This window comes from Nitrospira sp. SG-bin1 (assembly GCA_002083365.1).
Classification (GTDB): domain Bacteria; phylum Nitrospirota; class Nitrospiria; order Nitrospirales; family Nitrospiraceae; genus Nitrospira_D.
Window position 1 is genome coordinate 1 of sequence record LVWS01000046.1, and the last position, 19,131, is coordinate 19,131.

At 55.9% G+C, this 19,131-nt stretch carries 23 protein-coding genes; 21 read left to right on the forward strand and 2 right to left on the reverse strand.

Going from position 1 to position 19,131, the window contains the following annotated elements; translation table 11 throughout:
- Nucleotides 1-320: 320 nt before the first annotated feature.
- Entirely contained in the window at nucleotides 321-884 is a 564-nt protein-coding gene (locus tag A4E19_10580; protein ID OQW30134.1) for a hypothetical protein, read from the forward strand.
- A gap of 108 nt (nucleotides 885-992) precedes the next feature.
- Here A4E19_10580 and A4E19_10585 read toward each other — a convergent pair whose 3' ends face one another.
- Both A4E19_10585 and A4E19_10590 read right to left on the reverse strand, forming a co-directional pair.
- A complete protein-coding gene (locus tag A4E19_10585; GenBank protein ID OQW30135.1) occupies nucleotides 993-1,394 on the reverse strand; it encodes a hypothetical protein in 402 nt (133 codons plus the stop codon).
- An 18-nt stretch (nucleotides 1,395-1,412) separates the two neighbouring features.
- Entirely contained in the window at nucleotides 1,413-2,243 is an 831-nt protein-coding gene (locus A4E19_10590) for a hypothetical protein (GenBank protein ID OQW30136.1), read from the reverse strand.
- A gap of 228 nt (nucleotides 2,244-2,471) precedes the next feature.
- On the opposite strand from A4E19_10590, the gene A4E19_10595 reads away from it, so the two are divergent.
- The 20 genes from A4E19_10595 to A4E19_10690 form a co-directional block, all read left to right on the forward strand.
- Complete coding sequence (locus tag A4E19_10595) at nucleotides 2,472-2,717, forward strand: hypothetical protein (GenBank protein OQW30137.1); 246 nt, start codon at nucleotides 2,472-2,474, stop codon at nucleotides 2,715-2,717.
- Between the two features lie 37 nt (nucleotides 2,718-2,754).
- The gene (locus A4E19_10600) at nucleotides 2,755-3,720 is read left to right on the forward strand and encodes a hypothetical protein (protein OQW30138.1); all 966 of its coding nucleotides are present in this window, start codon (nucleotides 2,755-2,757) and stop codon (nucleotides 3,718-3,720) included.
- Nucleotides 3,721-3,793: 73 nt separating this feature from the next.
- A complete protein-coding gene (locus A4E19_10605) occupies nucleotides 3,794-4,162 on the forward strand; it encodes a hypothetical protein (GenBank protein OQW30139.1) in 369 nt (122 codons plus the stop codon).
- Between the two features lie 86 nt (nucleotides 4,163-4,248).
- Nucleotides 4,249-5,007, forward strand: coding sequence for a hypothetical protein (locus tag A4E19_10610; GenBank protein OQW30155.1), 759 nt, complete (start codon nucleotides 4,249-4,251; stop codon nucleotides 5,005-5,007).
- 400 nt (nucleotides 5,008-5,407) lie between these two features.
- The gene (locus tag A4E19_10615) at nucleotides 5,408-6,346 is read left to right on the forward strand and encodes an epimerase (protein ID OQW30140.1); all 939 of its coding nucleotides are present in this window, start codon (nucleotides 5,408-5,410) and stop codon (nucleotides 6,344-6,346) included.
- Between the two features lie 183 nt (nucleotides 6,347-6,529).
- Nucleotides 6,530-6,979 carry a hypothetical protein gene (locus A4E19_10620; GenBank protein ID OQW30141.1) on the forward strand — a complete coding sequence of 150 codons (450 nt, stop codon included), beginning with the start codon at nucleotides 6,530-6,532 and terminating at the stop codon, nucleotides 6,977-6,979.
- A 16-nt stretch (nucleotides 6,980-6,995) separates the two neighbouring features.
- Entirely contained in the window at nucleotides 6,996-8,450 is a 1,455-nt protein-coding gene (locus tag A4E19_10625; GenBank protein ID OQW30142.1) for a hypothetical protein, read from the forward strand.
- Complete coding sequence (locus A4E19_10630) at nucleotides 8,450-9,400, forward strand: hypothetical protein (protein OQW30156.1); 951 nt, start codon at nucleotides 8,450-8,452, stop codon at nucleotides 9,398-9,400. The genes A4E19_10625 and A4E19_10630 overlap by 1 nt, the downstream gene beginning before the upstream one ends.
- Nucleotides 9,401-9,408: 8 nt before the next feature.
- Nucleotides 9,409-9,918, forward strand: a complete 510-nt coding sequence (locus tag A4E19_10635; GenBank protein ID OQW30143.1) for a hypothetical protein — start codon at nucleotides 9,409-9,411, stop codon at nucleotides 9,916-9,918.
- 54 nt (nucleotides 9,919-9,972) lie between these two features.
- Nucleotides 9,973-11,034: a cyclopropane-fatty-acyl-phospholipid synthase gene (locus tag A4E19_10640; GenBank protein ID OQW30144.1), complete on the forward strand. Its 1,062-nt coding sequence runs from the start codon at nucleotides 9,973-9,975 to the stop codon at nucleotides 11,032-11,034.
- Nucleotides 11,034-11,585 (forward strand): hypothetical protein, encoded by a 552-nt coding sequence (locus tag A4E19_10645; protein ID OQW30145.1) that lies wholly within the window; start codon nucleotides 11,034-11,036, stop codon nucleotides 11,583-11,585. Before A4E19_10640 ends, A4E19_10645 begins: the two co-directional genes overlap by 1 nt.
- Nucleotides 11,582-12,391 (forward strand): hypothetical protein, encoded by an 810-nt coding sequence (locus tag A4E19_10650; protein OQW30146.1) that lies wholly within the window; start codon nucleotides 11,582-11,584, stop codon nucleotides 12,389-12,391. Before A4E19_10645 ends, A4E19_10650 begins: the two co-directional genes overlap by 4 nt.
- Entirely contained in the window at nucleotides 12,388-12,813 is a 426-nt protein-coding gene (locus A4E19_10655) for a hypothetical protein (protein ID OQW30147.1), read from the forward strand. Before A4E19_10650 ends, A4E19_10655 begins: the two co-directional genes overlap by 4 nt.
- Before the next feature lie 12 nt (nucleotides 12,814-12,825).
- Nucleotides 12,826-13,056: a hypothetical protein gene (locus A4E19_10660; protein OQW30148.1), complete on the forward strand. Its 231-nt coding sequence runs from the start codon at nucleotides 12,826-12,828 to the stop codon at nucleotides 13,054-13,056.
- Nucleotides 13,057-13,063: 7 nt separating this feature from the next.
- Nucleotides 13,064-13,597 carry a hypothetical protein gene (locus A4E19_10665; protein OQW30149.1) on the forward strand — a complete coding sequence of 178 codons (534 nt, stop codon included), beginning with the start codon at nucleotides 13,064-13,066 and terminating at the stop codon, nucleotides 13,595-13,597.
- Nucleotides 13,598-13,640: 43 nt separating this feature from the next.
- Nucleotides 13,641-14,903, forward strand: coding sequence for an FAD-dependent oxidoreductase (locus A4E19_10670; protein ID OQW30150.1), 1,263 nt, complete (start codon nucleotides 13,641-13,643; stop codon nucleotides 14,901-14,903).
- Nucleotides 14,900-15,691, forward strand: a complete 792-nt coding sequence (locus A4E19_10675) for a chromosome partitioning protein ParA (GenBank protein ID OQW30151.1) — start codon at nucleotides 14,900-14,902, stop codon at nucleotides 15,689-15,691. Before A4E19_10670 ends, A4E19_10675 begins: the two co-directional genes overlap by 4 nt.
- Before the next feature lie 11 nt (nucleotides 15,692-15,702).
- On the forward strand, nucleotides 15,703-17,010 hold the full coding sequence (locus A4E19_10680; GenBank protein OQW30152.1) for a cyclopropane-fatty-acyl-phospholipid synthase: 1,308 nt from the start codon (nucleotides 15,703-15,705) through the stop codon (nucleotides 17,008-17,010).
- 207 nt (nucleotides 17,011-17,217) lie between these two features.
- Nucleotides 17,218-18,477, forward strand: a complete 1,260-nt coding sequence (locus tag A4E19_10685) for a hypothetical protein (protein OQW30153.1) — start codon at nucleotides 17,218-17,220, stop codon at nucleotides 18,475-18,477.
- A gap of 91 nt (nucleotides 18,478-18,568) precedes the next feature.
- A partial coding sequence (locus A4E19_10690) for a methane monooxygenase/ammonia monooxygenase subunit C (protein OQW30154.1) occupies nucleotides 18,569-19,131 on the forward strand: 563 nt, incomplete at its 3' end.

Here is a 19,131-nt window from a genome sequence, read left to right on the forward strand (position 1 = left end):
GCTTCGAGTCATACCACTCCGAAATGTCATACCCCTTCTCACTGGCCGCCATGGTAGTACCCTCCCTTCTGACTTTCTAACAAAACGTCTTTCTCTCTATTCTCCGACCTTCTAATCTTCTCCTACTCTCTCCGACTCATCGACCTCTCAAATACTACCTCAAATCAACTGCCTAATGCTAACTGATAATAGTATCCCGGCTTGCATATTTAGTATTGTGATATCAATCAGTTACAGATCTTCTATCATTTTTCATCTTGTCGAGTCTAGAGTTTTTTATACCACGCTGCGTACAATGATTCCTCACGATCGTAACCACCATGGTGCCAACGAGCTGGTCCGGACGATTCATACTTCTTATTGCCGTAGGAGGGCTTCTCCTACTGGCGTACACATTCATGAATCCTCACACACAGCAGAAAGAAGAACTGATCGCCAGCATTATCAAAAATTGGCAACAGGCCCATCCAGCGGCACAGCGGTTCGTGATCTTACCGCATTTCAACAATGAGGCCGTTCTCGATAAGGAGACAGGCCTCGTATGGGAACTCTCTCCCCAACCGACATTCGTGACATGGAACCAAGCCCGTGTCACCTGCGTAACCCGGGCGACCGGTGGCCAAAAAGGCTGGCGTTTGCCGGCCCCTGCCGAAATGCGCAGTCTCGTGGGACCGGCCGTTGACTCTCCTATCCCCAATATCCCGCCTGGCCATCCATTCTTGAACATTCAGCCCACGTCCTATTGGACGGTCGTCCCGGAAGCCAATCAACCGTCGTACGCGCGATATGTGGACGCGTTCCTCGGTAACGTACTCAGCTTCATGAAGATCTACACCTATCCCGTGTGGTGCGTTCGTGGGCCGATCACCTCAGATGATCGTTAAGAAGTGAGTTGTCTGGTGCCTTTGATTCGAGTAGCATTTTACCGATGAACACCAGACTCATGAGTATGAGACACCAGCATTCTACCCGCATATTTTATAGAGCTACGCTCACCGGCTTGGATGCAGACTGTTACATGTATGTCCTGAGCAGTCTTTCGCACGACCAGTCAACCACAATCGATTTCGAGCGAACCATGCGTAGCCTTTGTAGAGGAGGGGTTCAATAACCGATAGACGACTCAGTTTTGCCAGTGATCCCAAACCGACTGCCTCCCACATGGCCTGAAACACCATGACACCGGTGATCACACGTCCATCAGCCCATTGGGCATGAATGACTTGCCCCAGCTCCGCTGGCGAAAAACCCGTCACTCTTTCATCGTACTCTGGAAGTGAAAAATCGCAGAATGCGAGTCGTCGTTTCCTATCCAGTCGGTTCATGAGCGCAATCTCTCGAGCGCAAATGGGGCAGGCTCCGTCGAAGAATACCGTGAGTGGGTAACTCGTCATTTCGACAGTCCTCCTTCCTCAACGGTGGAGAGCCGGCGTTTGCATCAGTCGATCCAACTTACTATCCAGATCGTTGAAACCATCAAGGACGTGAATCTGGGAATTCTGGAACTGGTCTCGCACGGCAACAGCGCCATGGCCACCCACCGCCAAATCGGTGAATGGACTCACATCATCGACAAGATGTTGGATCAACTCTGTCACATTGTCCTCTGAACGTAGGACGGGAAGGGACAAGATCGTAAGGTCGGGCTTGATGTCCGTACAGAGTTTGGCCAATGCCGCTATTGGTACGTTGGCTCCCAGATAGTAGACCCGACAGCCACGAACACGACAGTGATAGGCCACCGCCAATGCGGCGATATCGTGTTCTTCACCTGGTGGGCAGGCAACCACGACTGTGACTCCGAATTCGGCTACAGGCAACTGATTCATAGCTGAGAAGATCTTCTGTTGGATCTGGCTCGTAACATAGTGCTCTACAGCAATGCTCACATGCCCCTCGTGCCAGAGGCGTCCAACCTGTTCCTGGAGGGGGAGCAAGATACCGTGGAGTGCTTCATCGAAAGGTACAACCGCCACCGCTCCATTTAACCGCTTTTCGAATGTCACGCGATCCAGGGGATTCAAGGTTGAAACGAGTTCCTGCAGCAGCCTGAAGAACATGTTCTCGACGACCGTTACTCGGGGCGCATTGGCACGCGCACGCGTCAACAGCTCTTCACGCCCCAATTTAGATAACTCTCCAATAGACCCTCCGCCATCAAGCTGCTCCTTGAGATACCTCAGCAGCGTCACATCTTCATCTGTGTAGTTACGATATCGATTGGCTCCCCTGGTTGGCTTCAAGAGGCTAAATCGACGCTCCCAAACCCGTATCACGTCCTTCGAAAGACCGGTGAGTTTAGCAACTCTATGAATTCTATGAGTATTCATACGCTTCTATTGCAATATACATTGATGTCTAATCTTTGTCAAATATTTTTGTCATAACTATTGACACAGTGGACATATTGCATTATACATTAGACATCCATGTGACATACATTGAACATAACATCATCATGGAGGGGACCCATGGCAATGACGCTGAGCGGACTCACCAACACATGCAGCCGGTGCGGCGGCCTTATGGTGGCGGAGTTTAGTCCGGAGTTCTCCAACGACCCCGTAAAACATGCGTTTACTTCGAGACGATGTGTGCAGTGCGGTGAAATCATCGATTCCGTCATTTTGCAGAATCGTCGGCTTCGTCACGAATCAATGAGGCTTCAGTCTCGCACGGAATCAGATCAGGCGAGAAAGCTTGGAGCACCACTGTAAAAGTCTTGTTCATTTATTTTGGGACAGGGAGGTTCTTATGCGGAGTCACACAATCCTTCACCTTGTCATAGGGATGGTGATCATGGCAGGAGCCATCTCACTCGTAGCAGCAGCAGACCTGCCAAGCGCCAACAAGGACATGGTCCTGATTCCTAAAGGTGAGTTCACGATGGGAAGTAACGAGCATTCGGACGAACCTAAACACCAGGTTGTGCTCGATCACTATTGGATCGACAAGTTCGAAACATCCAATGCCCGCTATAAGGAGTTCATGAAGGCCGCCAATCATCCCGCACCGGCCTATTGGGATGACCCCAGGCTCAGCAAGCCGAATCAACCGGTCGTCGGCGTCAGTTGGACCGACGCAAACGCGTTCTGTAAGTGGGAAGGAAAACGCCTTCCAACCGAAGCGGAGTGGGAGCGTGCTGCCAAAGGTCCTGAAGGGGATAGACATTATCCCTGGGGCCACAGACTTGATCGTGAAAAAGCCAACTATGGTCAGAACGTGGGCCGAACGATGCCGGTCGATTCTTACCCCGAAGGCATGAGTGGTTACGGCGTCTATAACATGGCTGGCAATGTCTTCGAATGGGTGGACGATTGGTATGACCCCTCGTACTACAAGCAGAGCGTTGCACTGAATCCCAGGGGCGCCGACCAGGGCTATAACTTCGCGAAACAGGGACCGGTCAAGGTTCTCAGAGGAGGTTCATGGCTCGCTCCGGAAACCTCACTCCATACAAGCCATCGATTCTGGAATCAACCGGACAATAATTCATATGGAGTCGGTCTAGGATTTCGCTGCGCCAAGTCGGCACAGACAGTTCCTGACGAGGCGATGCAAGAAGGTCGTGATGCCTTTATTCAGGCGCTCGTGGCGATGGGTGCTGAAAAACATGCCGACGCAATGCTCTCGATAGAGAAAGCACTAGCTGTCGACCCCAGCAACCACGAATATCTGGCCACGCGCGAACTCATCACGAAAAGCATGAAGAAGAAGTAAAGATGCGCCAAGCGTTCAGCCGGCCTTCAAAGGCTCTCACTATTTGCGGGATCACCGTGATGGAGACGCAGCTATGAGATGCAGGCGATTTCTGGTTGTCGGGACTATTCTCATCGCGCTCTTCGGTTCCTCGGCTTCGGTAGCCGGGCCTATAGACTCGATCGTTCACCCACACCAGGAAAGCGCGAGAGCCGTGCACGAAGCCGAACATGACGTAGACCATGCTTGGGAACTGTACCACCGTGCGGCACTCGAGGGCACCGTAGCCTCGCCGAAATTACAGGCAGAGATCGAGGAACATTTGCACGAGGCGCGTACGCTCATTACCCAAGCCCAAGAGGCTGCCGAACATGGCGACAAGCGCCGAGTGGAGCATCTCATCAAGCAAGTTCAATTGCATACGACCCAAGCCATTGAGGGTAGCAAGGAGCCGAAGAAATGACACCCCGCCTCCGTCACTACCCAACTCTACTATCTAGAACGACCATGGCGTTAGTCGCAGCCATAGCCTTCATACAGTGGTTCGCCATGGACGTACTGTCCGCGTCGAAAGAGGTTGACCTCGTTCCGATGGTCACGATCCCGGCCGGTGAATTCTTGATGGGCTCTCCAGAGGGAACCGGACGAGCCGATGAGTGGCCGCAGCGAGCCGTGTACCTCGATGCGTTCCTCATCGATCAAGTCGAAGTGACGAATGAACGCTATATGGCCTTTGTGAAATCCACCGGCCATCGCCCGCCTCCGAATCCGTACGGCACAGGTTCCCTTACGTCCACTAATGGGATTGAGCAGTTACCCATTGTGCAGACAACGTGGTATGACGCCAAGGCCTATTGCGCGTGGGCGAAAAAACGACTTCCGACGGAAGCGGAGTGGGAAAAGGCTGCTCGTGGAACAGACGGCCGTCTCTATCCCTGGGGTAATGAGCCCTCGACCGAAAAGCGCGCTAACTTTGATCGGGAATGGGATGAAGAGCACACGCTGCACGTAGCCGGTTCATTGCCGGACGGCGACTCCCCGTACGGCGTGCACGATATGGCCGGCAATGTCAGGGAGTGGGTCTCGGATTGGTACGAGCCGGAATACTACAAGGACGCGCCCTACCGAAATCCTCCCGGTCCTGACAAGAATGGAGTGGTTCGTTCGATTCGCGGCGGGTCCTGGCGTAGTCCGGCATCCGACATCACCACAACAGCGCGTGGCCGTGGGGGATTCGCTCTCCAGACCCATGGCACAGGATTTCGTTGCGCACGTAGTCTCGAACAGGCACCTCAGCCGGCGCACTAGATCGCGGAGATGTCTCGATGGAACATATCGGCAACAAAACAATTCGGGAGGCCGGTTCCTGCATCCAGGTGACGTCGGAACTCCGCACGGCGTCACCTGCCGAGGAGACAGGATCCTCATTTTATGGGGTCCTGTCACCTCGGCGAACCGTCATCCCCCCTGGAAAAGATTTACTCTCTGGACCGCTGAAAGGGGAACTAACATGGATATGAGCTTCATTTTTTTGGTCATGATGGGATTTCTGACAGGTGTGCCGTTGGCCGGACTCTTTCAGACGGTTACCGTTGCCGTTACGCGCCGGGTTGGACAAGACAGGTCGGCTCAGGAACTAAACCCCCGCCGTCGGAATGGACAACGAACGAATGCGCCGTATTGATCGGCGTGGCCAGGAGATAGACCTATGAAAATAGTCGTGACTGGAGGAACAGGATTCATCGGCCGGGCGCTGTGCCTCGCCCTCATCCAGGGAGGCCATAGGGTCAGCATCCTCACGAGAAATGCTGTCACAGCATCACGCTTGTTGGAGCCGAATATGACTGCAGTTGAATGGAGCGGGCGGGATAGGGGACCCTGGGAGCAGGTACTTGAAGGAGTCGATGCCGTCATTAACCTCGCAGGGGCACCGATCGCCGATGCGCGTTGGACTGACTCGCGAAAGCAACTCATTGCTGATAGTCGTGTCCTGACTACTCGCTTCTTGGTCGAAGCCCTCTCGCGCTGTTCCTCCAAACCCGCCATATTCATCAGCGCTTCCGGCATCGGCTATTACGGCGCCAGCGACGATCGCCGTCTGGATGAAGGAGCGCCGCGAGGCCACGGTTTCTTAGCCGATCTGTGCCTCGCCTGGGAGGCCGAGGCCCTTCGCGCCGCGGAGTTCGGCACGCGCGTCGTGCTGTTACGAACCGGCATGGTGCTGGAACAAGACGGCGGGGCACTAGCCAAAATGGTATTGCCGTTCAAGTTGTACGCAGGGGGTCCGATCATGCCGGGGAACCAGTGGGTCTCCTGGATTCACCGACGTGACCACATCGGTCTGATCCAATGGGCACTTACTACGCCGACGGTTTCCGGCCCGATCAATGCCGTCGCGCCGGAGCCCGTGAGGATGAATACATTTTGTGAAGTTCTCGGGCATGTGCTTCACAGACCATCATGGCTTCCCGTTCCAAGGTTTGCGTTGAACATGCTGCTTGGTGAATTGGGGACACTCATGACAACCGGCCAGCGAGTGATTCCCGCGAAGGCCATGGCGGAAGGCTATGCGTTTCACTATCCGACTCTCGAACCGGCCTTGCGAGCCGCGCTCAAGAAGCCGATCGCCGCTGAACAGGTGACATGAACCGCGCAGCGGCACCATACCAGGAGCGATCATTTGAGGTCACCCACGAGGAGGTTGGCTCATGAGAGCTTTCGCAACGTACGTTGCGGATTGATGATGGGGTTTTTCGCCGTCGCAGCACTATGTTTGCTCGGATTGGCGAGTCTTCGGTAACCACTTGAGTCATGAATAGGAGGTGCGCTAATGCGAATCACCGGTTTCCACGTTGCGACAGGTTTGATGACGGCCCTACTGATCACCGGCACAGCCCTGGCCGACCAACACACGAGCCAGGCTCCTTATGGGCATAGAGACGATACGAAATTCTCTCACGGTATCATCGGTATTTCCCTCCAGGTCGGCGCCGAGCGGATCGGCGATCCCGCCATCCTGTATGTCGGCATGGTCCATCCTGAGGGACCTGCCCACCGGGCGGGACTCGGACATGGGGACGAGGTCGTGAGTGTTGATGGAACACCCGTAAAGGGAAAACGTTATGAGGAAGTGGTCAGGATGATTCGAGGAGAAGCAGGGACCGCCGTGAAGGTCGTGGTCAAGGATGAAAACGGCCTCCGTGAGCTGTCCATCACGCGAGTGGCTGGTGACAAGCTCTCAAGAGGGCCCTCGGATTCCCATGGAAACCCGGTGCCTTAAAACTGAGTGAAAGGGGTTGCTCGTGCGCGGAATCGTCTGGTTCAGAAGAGATCTTCGCCTCGCCGACCAACCGGCATTGACCGTGGCCTGTGAGGAATGTACCGACGTCATTCCGCTGTTCGTGTTCGATGAGCCGTTGCTGCAGTCGCATGAGTTCGGGGCGGCCTGCGTGAACTTCATGCTGAGATGCTTGGATGAGCTCCAAGCATCCCTTGCAGGGCTCGGGCTCACTCTGCAGTGGCGTCGTGGGTTCCAAGTCGACGAAGTCTTTCGAGCGGCTCTAGAGTGGGAAGCCGATGCGGTGTATTGGAACCGAGACTATGAACCGCGCGCCCTGGCGCGAGATCGGGCCCTGCAGGACCGGCTGGCTCGAGAAGGCATTGCTTCCAAGACCTTTAAGGATCATGTGGTGTTTGAAGCAGAAGAGGTGCGCGGCGTCACTGGAGAACCGATGCAGCGCTATAGCGCGTATCGTGCCCGGTGGTGGGCCACGTGGCATGCGGTCAAACCAACGATACGTGTTGTTCCTCATCCCTCTACAACCATGAAGAAAGCTGTCCTTTTGTCACCATCACCGCTCCCAACGGCTAACGAACTAGGCTACGATCACCTCATTCCGTGGATCGAACCAGGAGAGCGTCGTGCCCGGGAACAATTACGTTCGTTCGTCGAAGGGCCCCTCCACCGGTATGCCGAGGGTCGGAACCGACCTGCGGTCGAGGGCAGCTCGAAGCTGTCCCCCCATTTTCGGTTCGGCACGCTGTCTACGAGGATGGCCGTGCATGCGGCGTTGGAAAGCCTATGCCGCCGTAAAACTCCCGTCTCCCGCCCGGACGTCCTGACCTGGATCGATGAACTGATCTGGCGTGAATTCTTTCAACAGGTCCTCACGGCGTTTCCTCATGTCGTCGCCGGGCCATATCGGAACGCAGCGGTACCGCCATCGCGAAACCATGGTCCGGAGCGGGAACGACTGTTTCAAGCCTGGTGCGATGGACAAACCGGTTATCCGATCGTGGATGCAGGCATGCGGCAACTGAATCGGACCGGGTGGATGCACAACCGTGTTCGAATGATCGTCGCATCGTTCCTCATCAAGGATCTCCGGATCGACTGGCAGAGCGGTGAGCGGTACTTCATGCGTCACCTGCTCGACGCCGATGTGGCGGCCAACAATGGAAATTGGCAGTGGTGTGCCTCAACAGGGACGGATGCCATGCGAGGCTATCGCATATTCAATCCAGCACTACAGAGCAAAAAATTCGACCCGGATGGAACCTATATCCGCCTCTACGTCCCGGAGCTCGCAAAAGTGCCTTCGAAGAGGATTCATGAGCCTCATTGCATGACACGTGACGAGCAGAGTCGATACGGCTGTCGCATCGGGGGTGATTATCCAGCCCCTATCGTCGATCATCGCCAAGCGCGGCAGGAATACTTGAATCTCGGCAAGCAGCAGGTAACACAATGATGGCTTCTCCAATCCGCTTAGGCATTAGTCGATGTCTCCTCGGAGACGAAGTTCGCTTTGACGCAGGACACAAGAGGGACCGATTCTTGACCGACGTGCTGGGTCGCTACGTCGAGTGGGTACCAGTATGCCCAGAAGTAGAAGCCGGATTGGGCATTCCACGTGAGGCCATGCGGTTGGTGGGCAATCCCCATCACCCACGGCTGATGACCATCACGAGTAAGCAGGATCACACCAAAGCGATGGAGACGATGGTGGAGGAGCGTCTCGACTCCCTCAAGAAACTGGACCTCTCCGGCTTCGTCTTCAAGAGGGGCTCACCCAGTTGCGGAGTCGAACGGGTGCGTGTGTACACACTCCAGGGGATGCCCAGCCACAGTGGGGCTGGCATCTTCGCCAAAGCTTTTAGACAGGAATTTCCACTGATTCCTGTCGAGGAGGAAGGTCGACTCTGCGACGCTTCGCTTCGGGAGAACTTCATCGAACGGGTGTTCTGCTACCGCCGATTCCAAGATCTCGTGCGGAACGGCATCTCGAGACAAGCTCTGGTCCGGTTCCACACGATTCACAAGTATTTGCTCCTCGCCCACAGCCAGCAGCACTACGAGACGATGGGTCGGCTGGTCGGCCAAGTCGAGCGGTATCGCCCCAAGGAACTGACCTTCAAGTACGGTGAACTTCTCATGAAGACCTTGACCGTGAAGGCGACGAGCCGCAAACATGTGAACGTCCTGCATCATCTTGCAGGTTACTTCAAGAGCCAATTGAAGGCTCACGAAAAGGCCGAGCTCCTGGCAGTGATCGACGACTATCATCGAGGGCTCACGCCCTTGATCGTTCCGCTGACGCTGATCAAGCACTACGTCCAGACATTCGACGTCGGCTACGTCCGAGACCAAGTGTATCTCAATCCACATCCCAAGGAGCTGATGCTCAGAAACCACGTTTAGGAGGGTTCATGACAAGCGAAAAGCGAGGGGTTGTTCTGGTCGGGCATGGCGGCATCCCGAAAGATTGCCCGCAAGATCTGGTGACGAGATTGAAACGACTGGAGGCGCAACGGCGAGCGGCGAAGATGCCGCCGACCGTAGAAGAGCTCGAATTGGATCAGAAGATCCGCCGATGGCCGAGGACGGCCGTGACCGACCCCTATCAATCAGGACTGGAAGCAGTGGGGGCCGTCCTTCGCCCACATCTGAACGGTGTGCTGTTTGCGATGGCCTACAATGAATTCTGCACGCCGACGTTGGAAGAAGCAGTGGAGGATTTGGTTAAACAAGGCGCGGCATCCATCACCGTGTTGACCACGATGTTCACCCCGGGCGGATCACATTCGGAAGTCGAGATACCCGAGATCCTGGATCACTTGCGGCCGAAGTATCCCTCTGTCGAATTGCGCTATGCCTGGCCGTTCGATTTGCAGCTGATCTCAAAAACGTTGACGGAGCAGCTACGGAGATGGTCGTGACACTATCTCATATCACGGAGCAGGGAACGTGTGAGCCTGTAGGAGACTTCCACTATGCGACATCTTACGAGTCTTCTATTGAACCTGGCCGAACGTGGCTTAGGCCCTGATAGGGCGATCCGCCGTGGAATTCGGCACTTGCTGAAGCAGCGTCTCGGTGAGATCCACGCGGGCGATGCCCAATCGACAGCCCGCCACGAAGAACACTTCATCGAGCAGATGTGCCGTGCGCCCATCGCCCTGGTGCCGGAGAAAGCCAACGATCAGCATTATGAAATCCCTGCCGAGTTCTTCCAACTGATTCTTGGCCCTCACCTCAAATACAGCGGCACATTCTGGCCCGCAGGGGTGGCCTCGTTAGCCGAGGCAGAAGTCGAAGGGCTCCGTGAATCCTGCTTCCATGCCGACGTGAGGAATGGGCAAACGATTTTGGACCTGGGATGCGGCTGGGGATCCCTCACACTATGGATCGCGACCCACTATCCAAACACCCACATCACGGCGGTTTCCAATTCCCACTCGCAACGGGCTTATATCGAAACTCAAGCCAGAGCGCTGGATCTGCAGAACCGGCTGCGAGTGGTGACTTGCGATATGAACACCTTTGACGTCGATCATGAGCGGTTCGATCGGGTAGTGTCGGTGGAAATGTTCGAACATATGCGGAACTGGCCCGAACTGTTTGCACGTGTTCGACAATGGCTCAAACCAGGCGGGCGATTCTTCATGCATGTGTTCGCGCATCGTGCCATTCCGTACTTGTTCGAAGACCGAGGCCCCACCGACTGGATGAGTCGTTATTTTTTCACGGGCGGGATGATGCCGAGCGATCGCTTGCCGCTGGCCTGTCAGGATCACCTCACCTGCATCGCGCGTTGGCGGTGGGACGGCACGCACTATGAGAAGACAGCTAACGCGTGGCTGACCAATATGGACGACTCTCAAGAGGCGCTGTGGCCATTCCTGGAACGCACCTACGGTTCTGCACAGGCAGCAGTCTGGTGGGTACGGTGGCGCATGTTTTTCATGGCCTGTGCTGAGTTGTTCGGCTACGAGCAGGGCCAAGAGTGGGGGATCAGCCACTATCTGTTTGAAAAATCCGGCGCAGGGACTTGATGGCGATGGGCACTATGATGGTCGCGAGTAATGTCGTGCTCTTTCAGATCGGCTGGTTCAGCTGCGTGTTAAGTGCCGGCGCGCACCAGCCCTGGATCGGCCTGTTTGTGACGATGGGAGTGGTGCTCACGCACGTCCTTCGCGCCCCCGTACCAACGATGGAGCTCAAATTAGTATTCGTCGCGCTTGCCATAGGGCTGGTTTTCGACAGCATCCTGGTCTGGCAGGGCTGGCTTACCTATTCATCGGGAATCCTGCTGCCGAATATCGCCCCCTATTGGATCGTGGCCATGTGGGGACTCTTCGCCACGCTGCTGAATGTCTCGTTGCGTTGGATGAGAGGGCACTGGCTCACCGCGGTCTTGTTGGGAGCTCTTGGCGGCCCAGCAGCCTACTATGGTGGCCTCCGTCTCGGCGCGTTGGAATTTGGAAACATGCCAGCGGGCCTGACAGCTTTGGCGATCGGCTGGGCGGTGCTGACGCCGCTACTGCTGGCGTTGTCGATCCGCTTTGACGGCCATGCAGATCAGTTGGAGATGAGGGCAGCATGAATCCCGGACTCTATGCCACAGGGTTGGCGTCGATGCTCATCGTCGCAACACTCACATGGGTCGTCAGTGTCTTGAAGCGTGATGTGAGTATTGTCGACGGAGTCTGGGCCGCGATGTTCGTCCTCGCGGCGCTGGTGTATGCGAGTGGAGCGGATCACTCGACGGGACGAACGCCGCTCATCCTCACGCTGGTCGTTCTCTGGGCCCTGCGCCTGTCCGGTCATATCATCTGGCGCAACTGGGGCGAGCCAGAAGACCGGCGCTATCGCGATATCCGCGAGAAGTACCAACCATATTTCGGTCTCAAGAGCGTGGGCATCGTCTTTTGGTTTCAAGCCGGGCTGGCCTGGATCATCTCCATGCCTCTCTGGCAGGCCCTCACCGTCCCCGTTGAGATCGGAGCATTCGACGTCGTGGCAGTCACTGTGTGGACCATCGGCATGCTCTTCGAGTCGATCGCGGACTGGCAGTTGTCACGATTCAAAGCTGATCCGTCAAATCAGGGTAAGGTGATGGACCACGGACTCTGGCGCTACACACGTCATCCCAACTACTTCGGAGAGTGCCTGATCTGGTGGGGCTTCTATCTCTTCGCGGTGCCCACGGGAGCCTGGTGGACGGTCGTCGGGCCGCTGCTTCTGACCTACGTACTCTTACAATTTTCCGGGGTCACGCTCATGGAACAGACAATCGTCGAGCGGAGACCGGCGTATCGAGAGTATATGGCTCGGACCAATGCGTTTATTCCCGGCCCTCCAAGACGAGGTGTCGAGGAGTCCGCGTCAGCTAATAGGGGAACAGTATGATTCACCTGTGTTCTGCGCCTCGATGGCTTGGGATTGCGGTAGTCACACTCGTAAATGTGTGTCTCCCTGGTTTATCGCACCAAGCGTGGGGTGCCATCTCACAAACCTACGACTTCAAGGTCTTCCTCGGCAAGGATGAAATCGGACACCAGCGCTTTGACCTTTCTACGGAAGGCGAGCGGACCCAGGTCCGGGTAGACGCGAAGTTCACGGTCAAGTTTCTGTACATCACCGTCTATACCTATCGGCATACCAACGTCGAAATATGGGAGGGAGCGTGCCTGCGTGAAATTCACGCGGAGACGGACGATAACGGCGAATCCTTCTTCGTAAACGGAATCTTTCGGAACGGGAAGATGTGGGTGCGGACACAGGGCGGGAACTGGATCGCCGAGGGATGTATCAAGACCTTTGCCTACTAGAACCCGGAGTGGATGACAGGCGAGCGATTGCTGAATTCGCAGACCGGTGAACATCAACCCGCGTCCATTCTTGCGGTGGGCGAAGAGACAATCCCCGTGCAGGGTGTCCCGACGCGAGCCACGCACCGCCGCATCGTCACGGACAAGTTCACGATCGATCTCTGGTACACCCTGAATGGGAGATGGGTTGCCCTGCAATCCACCACGAAAAAGGGGGACGCCCTTCGGTACCAGCTTCAGTGAGGGAACCATGTTATCTGTCATACCGACATTATTGATGCTCGGCCTTCTGATCCCATTCGCAGCCTGTAGCAGCCCTCCACCCATGCGCACCGCCAAGACCGTGGACTTGGAGCAATTCATGGGGGATTGGTATGTCATTGCCAATATTCCGACGTTTCTCGAGAAGGACGCCTACAACGCCATGGAATCCTACCGCCTGGCCCAGGACGGAACCGTGGCCACGACTTTCAGTTTCCGCAAGAGCAGCTTCGACGGAGAACTAAAGACCTACCATCCGACCGGCTACGTTCTCAATAAAGAATCACACGCAGTCTGGGGTATGCAGTTCATCTGGCCGATCAAAGCCGACTATCGCATCCTCTATGTGGATAGCGCGTACAGCCAGACCATTATCGGGAGAATCGATCGTGATTACGTGTGGTTGATGGCACGCACACCGCAGCTTCCCGATGCGGACTACCAGCATTTTCTAGAATTCATTGCCGCAGAAGGCTACGACATCTCAAAAGTCCAGAAGGTGCCACAACGGGGAAAGGAGTGAGACCGAGCGCACTGTCAGCCATCCAATGAGGAGCGGAGGCCTTATGAGGGTTGCGATTATCGGTACAGGTATCTCGGGAATGTTGGCTGCTTATCTGCTCCACCACGACCATGAGATCACGGTCTTCGAGGCCGCCGACTACATCGGTGGACACACTAATACGATCAAGGTGCAGCTAGACGATCGGACCTATGCGGTGGATACGGGCTTTATCGTGTTCAACGACTGGACCTATCCGAACTTCATCCAACTGCTGAACCGACTCGGTGTGGCATCGCAGCCGAGCGATATGAGTTTCAGCGTGACCTGTGAGCGGACGGGTCTGGAGTATAACAGCACGACACTTAACACCCTCTTTGCCCAACGCCGGAACCTGTTTCGCCCCTCGTTCTACCGAATGATACGAGACATCCTGCGATTCAACAGGAAATCCCTTTCACTGCTGAATCAGCCTGAGCCGGGTCCGACATTGGGTCTGCACCTCGAATCTCAGCACTATTCGCGCGAGTTTATCGATCACTACATCGTCCCGATGGGAGCCGCGATCTGGTCAGCCAGCCATGAGACCATGTGGAGATTCCCGGCCCGGTACCTCATCCAGTTTTTCAAAAACCACGGCATGCTTTCGGTCGATGATCGGCCGACCTGGCGGGTCATTAAAGGTGGATCGCAACGGTATGCTGAGAAACTCGTCGCGCCGTTCCGTCATCGGATTTATCTCAACTCCCCGGTCGAATCAATCGGTCGTTTTCCAGACTATGTCGAGATTCGCGCCAATATCGAACGCCAAGCGTACCGGGCCTTACGCTTCGACCACGTCATCATCGCGACACACAGCGATCAAGCCCTCTCGATGCTGGCCGATCCTTCACCGACGGAAAAGGAGGTGTTAGGTGCGATTCATTATCAAGAGAATGAAGCGGTCTTGCATACGGACACGTCGTTGCTACCCAAACGGAGACTCGCCTGGGCCGCATGGAATTACCATCTGCTTGGCGCACAGCCGGATCGAGCAGTTCTGACGTACCACATGAATAAGTTGCAGAACCTCTCCGCACCCTGCGAGTTCTGCGTCACGCTCAATCACACACAATCGATCAATCCTGCGGCGATCCTCCATCGCATCACCTATCATCATCCAGTGTATTCCCCGGAAGCCGTTGCCGCACAGAGGCGCCACGGCGAGATTAACGGTGTCAACCGGACGTCCTATTGCGGTGCCTACTGGGGTTTTGGGTTTCACGAGGATGGAGTGAACAGTGCTCTGACCGTCTGTAAACCATTCGGGAAGGGCCTCTCATCATGAAAAGCGCGATCTATACGGGACACGTTCGGCACCGGCGGTTCAGTCCGGTGTCGCACGCGTTCACCTACCGGTTATTCATGATGTATGTAGACCTGGACGAATTGCCGACCCTGTTTCAGAATCGGTGGTTCTGGTCTGTTAACCGAACCAATCTTGCATCGTTTAACCGCGCGGACCATGTTGGCGATCCAACCATTCCCTTGGGTGGATCGATCCGACAACTCGTGGAGGAGAGAACAGGCAGTCAGCCGGCTGGACCGATCCGTCTTCTGACCCATCTCCGCTACTTTGGGTACGTCTTCAATCCCGTCAGTTTCTATTTTTGCTATGACCGATCCGATCGTTGCGTTGAGACCATCGTCGCTGAAATCACGAATACACCTTGGGGCGAGCGACACTGTTACGTACTGAGTTCCGAACAGAATCGCGCCAGCGGGAGGAAGAAGCGCTATCAGTTCGACAAGATATTCCATATCTCGCCGTTTATCGACATGGATGTGGCGTACGACTGGCGATTCACCGAACCGACCTCGCAGCTGGCGATCCACATGGAAAATCTTCGCAAAGGTCAGCCGTTTTTCGATGCAACGATGAAACTGGAACGGCGGGAAATCTCTGGCACGGCCCTCGCTCGCGTGCTCGTCCAGTATCCTCTGATGACAGCCAAGGTCATCAGCGCCATCCGTTGGCAGGCCTTGAAACTGTGGATGAAGGGTGCCCCGTTTTATGCGCACCCCAAGAAGCGAACGGAGCCGTCGCCTGTGGCGACGAGTCAGACACCATCATGAGGAGCCAGACGATGACGTCCGGTCGTGCATTCAGCCATCGATCGAGTAACCGTCGAAGCTCTTCGACGCGAGCGCCTGGGCTCTACCGCCTCACGCGTCACCTCGTCTTGGCTCGACTGTCGAAGCTCCGGTCCGGGACAGTGACCATTCAAGAAGATCAGGAACGCTTCCAGTTTGGCCGCATCACCTCAGACTGCCAGCTGGAGGCCACCGTGACGATTCACGATCCTCGCGTCTATACGGATATTGCGCTAGAGGGCACCGTGGGAGTGGGTGATGCTTACGGCCGGGGCTGGTGGAATTGTGATGATCTCACGGCGCTGGTCAGGATCTTCGTCAAGAATCGTGCGCTCTTGGACAGCATGGAAGAAGGCATTGCGCGGATGTCCTATCCTTTGCTCAAAGCAGTTCATTGGCGGAAGCGTAATACAAAAGCCGGCAGCAGGAAGAACATTGCCGCCCATTACGATCTGGGAAACGAGTTCTTCCGGCTCATGCTTGACGAGACGATGATGTATTCCTGTGCCTACTTTGAACGACCAGAGTCCACCCTCGCGGAGGCCTCACGGGCGAAGAACGATCGCATTTGCCGCAAGTTGCACTTATCGGCGAGCGACCGTGTGATTGAAATCGGCGCCGGCTGGGGTGGATTCGCGCTTCACGCTGCTTCTCATTATGGGTGCCATGTAACAACCACGACGATTTCACGGCAGCAGTATGACATGGCACTGCAACGAGTGCGGGAGGCCGGCCTAAGCGATCGAGTCACGGTCTTGTTCACGGATTATCGGGATTTACCCAAGCTCGGCGTGCAATTCGACAAGCTCGTATCTATCGAAATGATCGAGGCCGTCGGACATCAGTACTACAGGACGTTTTTCGAGATCTGCAGCCGCATGTTGAAGCCGCAGGGACTGGCCCTCATCCAAGGCATCACCATCGACGAACGATTCTATGAACGGGCAAGGCGCTCCGTGGACTTCATTCAGCGCTTCATTTTCCCCGGCAGCTGCATCCCATCCGTGAGTGCGCTGACAGGGGCGTCGGCGAAAGTCGGCGATCTGGGGTTGATTCACCTTGAAGATATCGGAGCCCACTATGCTCCTACACTTCGGGCTTGGAGGAGGAACATGGTCGAGAAGCTTCCGGAGATTAAGGTGCTCGGCTATCAGCCGGAATTTATCCGGCTGTGGGACTTCTATCTCTCCTACTGTGAAGGAGGCTTCCTTGAACGTTCAATCAGCGCCGTACACCTGCTCTTCTGCAAACCGGACTGGCGCGGCCTCAATCTGTCGGATGCTGGGACTCAAGTATCCTGAGATCGAATTGCGCTACATGGCCATTCGACTCACAACTCATCGCAAAGACCGTGACAAGGCAGCTACAGAGATGCTCGTGACACGGTCTTTTTGAGAAGCAGGGAACTTGAAATTACGTGGAAGACTTTGCCTATGCAGTGTCTCAAGAGACCAAAACTCATCAAGAATCGATCGTGGCAGAGGTTCTAGTTTCAACGTGAATGCCATATGAAGCACGCTACCCCACACGCGATCATAATTGGCGCCGGTCTTGCCGGATTGGCCTGCGCACGTCGACTGACACAATCGGGCCTCGCATGCATGGTGCTTGAAGCTTCCGACGGCATCGGTGGGCGTGTCCGCACGGATCGCGTAGAGGGATTTCAGCTCGATCGCGGGTTCCAGGTTCTTCTCACAGGCTATCCGGAAGCGCGCAAAGCGCTGAACTATGGCATGTTGGATCTCATGCCTTTTCACCCCGGAGCGCTCATTCGCTATGGCGGACGCTTTCATGTGCTGAGCGATCTTTTTCGCCGACCGCGAGATCTGGTTCAGACATTGGTCGGCCCTATCGGCTCGCTCGCCGACAAGTTGCGGATGTTGCGGATGCGACGGGACGCATTGCAGCAACGCCTCTGCTCTGAGATGGGAGACCCCGCCCGTCCGACTTACGAAGTCTTGCAGGCCTATCAATTTTCGGACGCCATGGTGACGCGTTTCTTCCGTCCATTTCTCAGCGGCGTATTTTTGGAGACGGCGCTGACAACACCCTGCTGGGTATTTGAGCTGGTGTGGGGTGCCTTTTGCCGAGGCGCAACGGCCTTGCCTCGAGACGGCATGGGCGCCATCGCACGGCAGCTTGCGGATTCTTTACCTCCGGGGACAATTCGCCTCAACGAAGCCGTACAACACATTCAGGGACCAAGTGTGGTGTTGGAGTCCGGGGAACAGCTCACGGGTGATGTGCTGGTGCTAGCGACAGATGACGCGACCGCCACCCGTTTGCGTGGGGAGCACGTACCAACCCCCTCAGCGCGTGGTTCGATGACGCTCTATTTCGATGCGCCGGCCGCTCCGCAGCGCGGACCCTGGTTGATGTTGAACGGGGAAGGTACTGGGATGGTCCGAACGCTCTGCGTGCTGAGTGAAGCGGCGCCGTCGTACGCGCCGACTGGGCGAGCCTTGATCTCTGTGACCACGACCGAACAGATTGGGGCACACGATGATGCTCCGCGAGCGGTGCGGCAGTTTCTTCAATCCTGGTTCGGCTCGCAAGTCGATGAGTGGCGTCATCTCCGGACGGATCACATTCACCGAGCGCTGCCTCCAATAGAGCTGCTTTCACCGGGGAACCGCGTAGCCCAACCGCGCGCGGCTGCGGGGGTCTACCTGTGTGGCGATTACCGGGAAAGCGGTACGCTGGATGGGGCGCTGTTGTCGGGCCGGAAAGCAGCTGAGGCAATATTGGCTGATTATGCCCTGTCATGACTCCAATCAAAGTGGTTGAAGAGTTGGCAGGTCTCAGCCATTCATAAAAAGTTCATCGATGCGGAGGTTCGTCCAACAAGGAGGTTTTCTTATGGCGGCCAGTGAGAAGGGGTATGACATCTCGGAGTGGTATGACTCAAAGCCGGTGAAGATCGGCTGGTTGGCGATCCTGGGGATCGGGGTGTTTTGGGTGCTGTACCAGCGGGCGTTCGGGTACTCGCACGGGTTGGACTCCATGACCCCGGAATTCGATTCGGTGTGGATGGGGTTGTGGCGGTTTAACATCATTGCGAACGCGCTGTTCTTTGCGGTGACCATCGGATGGATCTGGACCACACGCGACCGAAATCTGGCCAATCTCGATCCGAAGCTGGAGCTGAAGCGGTACTTTTACTGGATGGGGTGGTTGGTGTGTTACATCTGGGGAGTGTACTACGCGGGCAGCTACACACTGGAGCAGGATGCGGCGTGGCATCAAGTGATCATCCGGGACACGAGCTTCACGGCGAGCCACATCGTGGCGTTCTACGGGACGTTCCCGCTGTACATCACGTGCGGGGTGGCGAGCTATCTGTATGCGCAGACGCGGTTGCCGCTGTATAACCAGGCCACCTCCTTTGCATTGGTGGCGGCGGTGGTGGGGCCGATGTTCAT

Coding starts and splice junctions, on each gene's coding strand:
- A4E19_10580 (OQW30134.1), top strand. CDS start 321: ATGGTGCCAACGAGCTGGTCCGGACGATTCATACTTCTTATTGCCGTA.
- A4E19_10585 (OQW30135.1), bottom strand. CDS start 1,394: ATGACGAGTTACCCACTCACGGTATTCTTCGACGGAGCCTGCCCCATT.
- A4E19_10595 (OQW30137.1), top strand. CDS start 2,472: ATGGCAATGACGCTGAGCGGACTCACCAACACATGCAGCCGGTGCGGC.
- A4E19_10600 (OQW30138.1), top strand. CDS start 2,755: ATGCGGAGTCACACAATCCTTCACCTTGTCATAGGGATGGTGATCATG.
- A4E19_10605 (OQW30139.1), top strand. CDS start 3,794: ATGAGATGCAGGCGATTTCTGGTTGTCGGGACTATTCTCATCGCGCTC.
- A4E19_10610 (OQW30155.1), top strand. CDS start 4,249: ATGGACGTACTGTCCGCGTCGAAAGAGGTTGACCTCGTTCCGATGGTC.
- A4E19_10615 (OQW30140.1), top strand. CDS start 5,408: ATGAAAATAGTCGTGACTGGAGGAACAGGATTCATCGGCCGGGCGCTG.
- A4E19_10620 (OQW30141.1), top strand. CDS start 6,530: ATGCGAATCACCGGTTTCCACGTTGCGACAGGTTTGATGACGGCCCTA.
- A4E19_10630 (OQW30156.1), top strand. CDS start 8,450: ATGGCTTCTCCAATCCGCTTAGGCATTAGTCGATGTCTCCTCGGAGAC.
- A4E19_10635 (OQW30143.1), top strand. CDS start 9,409: ATGACAAGCGAAAAGCGAGGGGTTGTTCTGGTCGGGCATGGCGGCATC.
- A4E19_10640 (OQW30144.1), top strand. CDS start 9,973: ATGCGACATCTTACGAGTCTTCTATTGAACCTGGCCGAACGTGGCTTA.
- A4E19_10645 (OQW30145.1), top strand. CDS start 11,034: ATGGCGATGGGCACTATGATGGTCGCGAGTAATGTCGTGCTCTTTCAG.
- A4E19_10650 (OQW30146.1), top strand. CDS start 11,582: ATGAATCCCGGACTCTATGCCACAGGGTTGGCGTCGATGCTCATCGTC.
- A4E19_10655 (OQW30147.1), top strand. CDS start 12,388: ATGATTCACCTGTGTTCTGCGCCTCGATGGCTTGGGATTGCGGTAGTC.
- A4E19_10660 (OQW30148.1), top strand. CDS start 12,826: ATGACAGGCGAGCGATTGCTGAATTCGCAGACCGGTGAACATCAACCC.
- A4E19_10665 (OQW30149.1), top strand. CDS start 13,064: ATGTTATCTGTCATACCGACATTATTGATGCTCGGCCTTCTGATCCCA.
- A4E19_10670 (OQW30150.1), top strand. CDS start 13,641: ATGAGGGTTGCGATTATCGGTACAGGTATCTCGGGAATGTTGGCTGCT.
- A4E19_10675 (OQW30151.1), top strand. CDS start 14,900: ATGAAAAGCGCGATCTATACGGGACACGTTCGGCACCGGCGGTTCAGT.
- A4E19_10680 (OQW30152.1), top strand. CDS start 15,703: ATGACGTCCGGTCGTGCATTCAGCCATCGATCGAGTAACCGTCGAAGC.
- A4E19_10685 (OQW30153.1), top strand. CDS start 17,218: ATGAAGCACGCTACCCCACACGCGATCATAATTGGCGCCGGTCTTGCC.